At 49.3% G+C, this 7138-nt stretch carries 9 protein-coding genes and 1 pseudogene; 6 read left to right on the top strand and 4 right to left on the bottom strand.

Features of this window, described 5'->3' with window-relative positions; all coding sequences use genetic code 11:
- The 3 genes and pseudogenes from WCG50_RS16200 to WCG50_RS16190 form a co-directional block, all read right to left on the bottom strand.
- Positions 1–336: glutathione S-transferase N-terminal domain-containing protein (locus WCG50_RS16200; RefSeq protein ID WP_336900631.1), on the bottom strand; the 336-nt coding region annotated here is incomplete at its 3' end.
- A gap of 61 nt (positions 337–397) precedes the next feature.
- Positions 398–841 (bottom strand): annotated as a pseudogene (locus WCG50_RS16195) (PPC domain-containing DNA-binding protein).
- 913 nt (positions 842–1754) lie between these two features.
- Positions 1755–2042, bottom strand: coding sequence for a hypothetical protein (locus WCG50_RS16190; RefSeq protein ID WP_336900630.1), 288 nt, complete (start codon positions 2040–2042; stop codon positions 1755–1757).
- Positions 2043–2317: 275 nt separating this feature from the next.
- Here WCG50_RS16190 and WCG50_RS16185 point away from each other — a divergent pair, with 275 nt between their 5' ends.
- Positions 2318–2551 (top strand): hypothetical protein, encoded by a 234-nt coding sequence (locus WCG50_RS16185; protein WP_336900629.1) that lies wholly within the window; start codon positions 2318–2320, stop codon positions 2549–2551.
- Between the two features lie 114 nt (positions 2552–2665).
- Here the strand turns inward: WCG50_RS16185 and WCG50_RS16180 are convergent, their stop codons facing one another.
- Positions 2666–3085 carry a hypothetical protein gene (locus WCG50_RS16180; protein WP_336900628.1) on the bottom strand — a complete coding sequence of 140 codons (420 nt, stop codon included), beginning with the start codon at positions 3083–3085 and terminating at the stop codon, positions 2666–2668.
- Positions 3086–3151: 66 nt separating this feature from the next.
- Between WCG50_RS16180 and WCG50_RS16175 the strand changes: the two genes are divergently transcribed.
- The 5 genes from WCG50_RS16175 to WCG50_RS16155 all read left to right on the top strand — a co-directional run bounded on the left by WCG50_RS16175 (position 3152) and on the right by WCG50_RS16155 (position 6888).
- On the top strand, positions 3152–3607 hold the full coding sequence (locus WCG50_RS16175) for a hypothetical protein (RefSeq protein ID WP_336900627.1): 456 nt from the start codon (positions 3152–3154) through the stop codon (positions 3605–3607).
- 14 nt (positions 3608–3621) lie between these two features.
- On the top strand, positions 3622–4827 hold the full coding sequence (locus tag WCG50_RS16170; protein ID WP_336900626.1) for an MFS transporter: 1206 nt from the start codon (positions 3622–3624) through the stop codon (positions 4825–4827).
- A gap of 666 nt (positions 4828–5493) precedes the next feature.
- Positions 5494–5721, top strand: coding sequence for a hypothetical protein (locus WCG50_RS16165; RefSeq protein ID WP_336900625.1), 228 nt, complete (start codon positions 5494–5496; stop codon positions 5719–5721).
- A 278-nt stretch (positions 5722–5999) separates the two neighbouring features.
- Positions 6000–6545, top strand: coding sequence for a phasin family protein (locus tag WCG50_RS16160; protein ID WP_336900624.1), 546 nt, complete (start codon positions 6000–6002; stop codon positions 6543–6545).
- Positions 6546–6669: 124 nt separating this feature from the next.
- Positions 6670–6888: a hypothetical protein gene (locus tag WCG50_RS16155; RefSeq protein WP_336900623.1), complete on the top strand. Its 219-nt coding sequence runs from the start codon at positions 6670–6672 to the stop codon at positions 6886–6888.
- Positions 6889–7138: the final 250 nt, after the last annotated feature.

Genomic DNA, 7138 nt, shown 5'->3' with positions numbered 1-7138 from the left:
TGACGCCATCGGCGGTGTCACAACGTATTCGTTTGCTGGAGGAGCGCATTGGGTGAGCCTTGGTCGTGCAGTCGATTGAGCCCGGCTCCACCAGCCATATGGGTCTTGAGTGCCCAGCGCCCATTGAACAATGTCCCAGCTTTCCTCCAGCACACGGCCCTTGGGCAGTTGCAGTACGGGTACGGTGGCCTTGGGTGATAAAGCAAGCAGCGCAGCAGGTTTATCGTGTAAAACGATTTCAAAGCCATCGAATTCAATACCAGCCGCCAGCAAAGCCATGCGAGCGCGCATGGCGTACAGGCAGCGGCGATAAGTGAACAATAACGGTGTGCTCATCTGTGGTTTTGTCGTGGCGACTCTGCAGTCCTTTCGCCGATGTGCGCAGTCGTTAGCGGTGTCACGGCAAATCAGTGCCCTGTCCAGTCACCGGTATCCGTTCACGAAAATAGTTGCTCTGTATCACCAACTCGCTATAGCCAGTCAACGCGTCAGGCTCATGCGAGAACTTCCAACCGTGCAACAAGCCTAACAACACTTCCGCAGTGGTTCTTACTATGCAACCAGACATCACATGTCCGCCTAATACTTTACCAACGGAAGTGGAAAGTGCCATATGCAGATGTCAACCGTTCAGTGCGATGGTGCCCAACAAACTCAGAGTTTCGGTCGACTCAGCCAAATGATGGGGCTCACTGGCATTTGCGAACCGAAGCTGGGCATTTGACAAACTGCCGATGCCAAAAATCAAAAATTCTGCTCTGCAAGCTCGGTTACTTACAGCCAGTTCAAGGGCTTGGCGTAAGTCTTGACCAGGTGTTGAGCGTATTGGGAACAACTGCATCGTAACGAAAGCATAACGCAGATATGCCTTCCAGAATCCCTGGAAAATCGCCTTGTTTATTTTTATTCCCGGTTTCGCTTCTTCGGGTCAGACACTGATTTCAGTTCCAGAGTTTTAATCACCGACTTCCAAGTTCTGCACTTTTGTAAGATTTTTCAATGTCGAAATAGTGTCACGTATTTCAGCCCTTAATTGCGTAGAAAACGAGGGGATATGCCGCAACGATGTTGTCAGTAGCTCTACTGCGTTATCCACCTGATGCTGCGTAATGGAGTATGTACAAATGCGGTCTTTTATCGTCATTTTATTTATCCAGGCAGACTTTTTTGAATACTCGTTGGCTAACCGATGCTCATGGCTAAAAATATATCAAAACTTTCTATCCATTAGTAACTTGATTTAAAACACACCCAAACTGTGTTTCACAAATCATCTTCCAATTATTGGTAAGGAAAGGCCCAGACCCAGGAATACCGCTAACTGGCTAATAAATAACTCTCTCCAAGGTCGACTGCAACCCGGATGGGCGCATTTAATAATCCGGCCATTGCTAAGGTGGTGTCGGAAATGACTTTCACGAGCAAACTGGCAGTCCCCTCATAGTGATTCCGTATAGGCAACTTAAGAACAGAGGCGCTCGATGTGATGGGGGCGCAACGTCAGCAAGTCATGACTCAACAGGATGCTTCCGTAGCGACCCAGTAATCGAAGGCATCCACCGGGTAATGCAACAATTTGAACCCCGCATTCCGTGAGTTGGCTTGTTATGTGGGCCAATAAGTGCTCGTTTGTCATTTTATTAATAGGTTTTGTGATGGGCAGAATTTCATTGTCAGAGCCTGATGTGACTCTTTCGTGTCAGTTTGCTGGACTGCATACGAGGTAGCACATGTTCACTGCAAACTCAGCAGGATCAGATGTTGCTGTCTTCCTCGTCGTCGCTCTCATCATCCAGGCTATCGTTATCCATGACTGCGATTTCGGCGTATTGCACGGCATTAAGCTGGTGGCGAAAGGCCTGAAATGCGTGGCGGGCGGTGCCATCAGCATCCCCTTCGTCATCGGCACTCGCTGCTGCAAGGTGATGCTTGGCAGCAGCAGAAAAGTGCAAGGCGGCCATGCGGTGGTACTCGCCTGCGGTCTCAAAATCCTCATCGAAATGATCTTCAGTCAACTCGACAGTCGCGTCAACTGATATCACGGGGGGGTTCTCATTGGTCATGAAGGGCTCGCAAATGGTTGGCAACGGTGACATACCGCCCTCACATCATTACTGTACGGTATGAAAGTTTGATGACCACTCGCAATATCAATCTAAGCCAGAGGTCGCCAGACAACCTGAACGAGAAATTTCTGAATAACAAGAAAGTTAGTACCCCATGCACTTACATAACTTCACAGACAGACACGCCCTTGACACAGCAGCAGGCTAAGCTCCTTGAAAACAATCAATTATAAAAATTCAAGGAGTCCAACATGTCTGCAATCGCCTACCGCGTTGAAAGTTCTTTTCCACTCATCGGTCCCCTGTTACCTGGCGCTGCTGCCAAATGCTTCAACCTCGTTGACCGTGCACTGGCCATTGTCTTGGCAACAAAAAGCATGACGAAGCCATCTGGTCATGAAATTCGTGTCGTGCACATTCCCACGGGTGAAGTCATTTTTCGTAAAACTGATGCGCAATTGGCGTCATGCAACGAAGAGTTTTAAATCAACGAATCAAGTGCGCGGTTTAATCACGCCAAGGAGGAAAATCTAAGTGGCTATTGTCGGCAATAGACAAACTTTTCAACTTGCGTCCACTTACTAATTGGCTGGCACTCGTTAGCACGCAAAATTTTCTACGAACGGGGTCTGGGCTCTTTGTGAAAGTTTTACCGAGGTACCCCAGGCAGATAGCACAGCACCGTTAGAAAAGTGCAAATTCAGGGCGACATTGCCGACGGCCTGAAAAGGTAGTGGCACACGTTTTACTGAAGTTTGATCGACGCTCAACTCGCCCTCTGATAAATTTCCAATGCACTCATTAAGTGAGCCAGTCCAAACCGCTTGACGAAGTTGGAGTTCGACGGCTTGCTCATAACCGTCACTGGCATCAATCCCCGGTGTGCTGATAGACCGTTGAACATGAGCGGCAGAAAAGACCACATGAATATCCGAATTCACGGACACGACGCTTGACACTTCAGAGCCGTGAAACTCAAGTGCGGTGCTTGACAGCTCGGACTGAACGGAATGAGACATGCTGCATTCTGTATCAAACAAGCGGCGTGTCGGTCTGTTTCAAGTTTTGAGGCTTAAACTTTCGTCATGACAAATTCACTGATGATGCCGATTACGGCATCCGAGAAACCCAACGCAAGAACAGAAGCAGCACTTGAGAGACTGCGCCGGGCCATGCGCGACATAGAAGCCGAAGTTCAAGCGAACCATGGCATTTACCCTTTTAATTATGGGCGCGTGACGCAGTCAGAGCTCTGTCGACGCGCCGACGTCAAGAAAGCAACACTTCAAAATCCAGTGCACAAAGATACGACCCGGGTTGAAATCATGGTCTGGCTCGATGGGCTGGCCGCAAAACTGACACTGACACGCGAAAGCACCCGCGAACGCGTCACTGCGGTGGCCGATAACCTTTCCGCTCAAGTTGAAAGACTTTCTGACGCTTGTCAGGTGGCCCAAATGCGGCTGACAGAGGCTGAGCACTTGATTGAGCAACTGAGGCAAGAAAATGCCACTCTGCGCAGTCAACTCACTCAACCATAAGTAGCGCTATCACAATGATGCTTGCCGACCAGTTGCGCCAGGGGTTTTATGGTGCCGGCCAACTCGCCTCCCGCCCCATCGTCTGGCTGATTGGGTTTTTTGCCTTTTTGAACGTTTACGCCATGCAAGCCGTGCTGCCGATGGTGATGAACGATTTTCACGCCTCCCCCGTCCAAGCTGGTCTGACAGTTGGGGCAACGGTCTTGGCGATTGCGCTGGTCTCACCCTTCATGGGTATGCTTTCCGATGCCTTTGGTCGCAAGAACGTCCTATGCACCTCAATGTTTGCACTGACGGTTCCGATGGCGCTGGTACCCATGGCCGATAGCCTTAATGCGCTGCTTATTTTGCGATTCCTTCAAGGGTTGGCAGTTCCAGGAATTGTGGTGGTACTTATTGCCTACATCTCAGAAGAGTTCCATGCGAGTGGTGTCGCCCGCATGACGGCCACTTATGTGGGCGGCTCTGTCATGGGTGGGTTTTGTGGACGATTCATTACCGGACACGCAGGACAGTTATTAGGCTGGCGCGGTGCCTTCGTCACCCTGGCCATACTGAATTTCTTAGGCGCGCTTTTGGTGGTGTGGCTGTTGCCGCCCTCTCGCCGCTTTGTACCCAACCGGAATATGCAGGCAGGTTTCGACACCCTGTGGCGTCATCTGCATCACAAACACTTGATGGCCGCTTGTGCAGTGGGGTTTTGTGTCTTGTTCTCGCTCGTGGGAACGTTCACTTATGTGAATCTGCACTTGGCTGCTGCCCCCTTTTACCTCTCGTCCGCTGGCTTGGCCAATGTATTCTGCGTCTATCTCGTGGGTGTGCTGGTGACGCCAATGACTGGACGTTACATAGCCAAGTTTGGGTTCCTGAAGTCACTTTTGTCAGCATTGTGCCTATCCGCCGCCGGATTGCTGATGACCCTTTTGCCTTCCTTAAGCTTGGTCGTTGTCGGTCTGGCGGTGTGTTCAACCGGGATTTTCATTTGTCAATCAGCCACCATCACCGCGATAGCCTCCAACGTCAGTGAGGGGCGCTCCTTGGCCATGGGTCTGTATTACATGAGTTATTACGCCGGAGGTGCAGCAGGCACCCTGGTAGCAGGGATGGCCTACGTTGGTTGGGGTTGGGCTGGTTCAGTGCTCAGCATTGTGCTCATTCAGGCCGTGGCTATTGTCCTCGCAGTGATGGTTTGGCGACAACCAGTTATCAGGAACAGTTAAATCTAAATTGATGCAAAGTTGCCCAAGAACGACCAGAGGTTTGACTTTAAACAGCGTCTGAGGTGGCATCTGAAAATGTACAAAGAAACAGGTCCAGCTTACCGTAGTTTGCAAAATCGCAAAGTCAACGGTGTCAAAGCCTAAGTTCACGCGTTATCGAAGCCTGGATTTTTCAGCGTTTGAAAATGTTGGGCCGATATGATCTTTTAACTCAATGGAGTCCAGCATGAATAACAAAGCAGTTGCATGCAGTTTCATGGACTTGTCTTTGAGACTGAGTCAGGTCGCCTTTGCCCAGCGCAATGATTCAAGTCGTGAGTTTCAACAGGCCCGGCGCCTCAGACCTAATCGCCTCCCCCATCGTTCTCCAACCGGGCGAACGAGGGCATCAATAACTTTGAGCCTTTGCTTTAAACCGTAATGCCACTCGCGGGTAAGGTGAGCCCAGCGCCCCACACGCCAAGGCAATAGACCATGGCCACGTAGCCGCTCAGTGCCACAAGTGACAACACAATAGCTCAAAGAAACGAGGTTCCAAGAATAAACTTGAAGGCCAACAGGAATGAGAGGCGCAAGCAGAAATGCCAGTAACCCGGTAAGAAAAATGCAAAAGGCGACACCAATGGTTCCCAGCATCAGCGAAAAAACAGCGCGCAAAAGCGTTGAATGTTTGGCACCAACAATCCGGGCACCAAGCCAAACTGGCATAGAAAAGACAACGACAAAGACGAGTTGAATGATGATTGCAGGAAGGCCAGAAACGGTCAGATACAAGCGATTACTCCAATTGCGATGGTGTTCACCTTCACCAATCTATTAAAACCGACTTCAAGTGGTTCATCATTGCGCAATCAGCAACATGGGCATGAGCAACTTGTGTCAAGTCTGGAATAAGCCTCAACAAAAACCTTGGTGAGCCATTCAATTTGCAAAGTGGTGAATTGCGAAAATGGTTTGGCTGCACTCACAAGCGTTCACTAAATTGAACACTTACCAAGCATCGCTATCACTCGCACTAGACCGTTGCCCCTAATGATTGCTGCACTGCAGCAAAAACTCCCCAAGCACTCAAACAATCCCTACAATTCAATTATGCTGCACTGCAACATAAATGTATCCTACAGCTTTTATGGTTGAGTCACCTGATTTTTACACTTATTAAGGAAACTTAAATGAACACCACCGCTGCTCAATTTATCGAAACCAACAAAGCAAACCTGAAAGCACTGGAAAGCATCACCAGCCAAGCATTTGCTGGCGTAGAGAAACTGGTCGAACTCAACATGGCCGCTTCCAAAGCTGCCGTTGCTGAATCCCTGAGCCAAGTCAACGCCATCTTGGGTGCCAAGGATGCTCAAGAAGTGATTGCTTTGCAAACGGCTTTTGTAAAGCCTTTGGCAGTCAAGTCAGCTGCTTACGCTGAAAATGTTAAAACAATCGTGTCGGACAGCAGCGCTGAATTGACAAAAGCAGTTGAAGCCAAGACCGCCGAAGCTCAAAAAGCTTTTTCTGGCGCTGTTGAAAGCTTGACCAAAAACGCACCAGCTGGAAGCGAATCCGCAGTTGCTGCTTTCAAAAATGCTTTAGCCGCTGGTCAAAATGCACTTGAGTCCTTGCAGGTTCAAGCCAAAAACGCCGTTGAAACTGCTCAGTCCAACTTGGCTGCAGCAACGACGCAAACCGTTGACGCTGTTAAGAAAGCCACTAAAAAGGCTTAATGGTTCATAGTCTTCGGACAGTGAGAAGCAAACGGCACCGAAAGGTGCCGTTTGTGTTTGCAGGGTTGTCGACACTAATTGGCAATGTTGACTCCTACGTCATATCCAGCAGGAGATGCCCAGTATGTACATTGAAACTGCAACCAAAAACGAGACAGGTGCCTCACTATTAGTGGAAGTTGATTTCAAATGGCTCATGGCCGGGCAAGGGCTGAGGATTGACCTAAGCCGTTTTCGAAGTGATGCCGTATACGCGGCGAATTTGATTAGCCTGGCACTGGGTTCTGAATCATTTGCTTTACGCGAGTGCGCGGCTTTTTTGCAAGCTCAGTCAAGAACGTAAATCTTCCACCTGTGACACCACTTCAAAGTGCCTTTGCCAAGGTGGCCGCAGATATGCATCGAGCAGCATTAATCTGGAATCACTGTGCAAATCACCCTAGTGCCGGACTTTACCCAATTTTTATTGAATCGCCACAAATTTTCGCTTTTCAACGCACATGATGTGCTTCCATTCAAGGGCTATTTTCCGGCGGCAAATAGTGGCTGGCTTCTGACATTAATGTTCAATGAATCAAATACTAAGCGCTGTA

The sequence above is a fragment of the Rhodoferax sp. genome (assembly GCF_037143375.1).
Classification (GTDB): Bacteria; Pseudomonadota; Gammaproteobacteria; order Burkholderiales; family Burkholderiaceae_C; genus Rhodoferax.
This window is presented reverse-complemented; position numbering and strand designations above follow the sequence as displayed.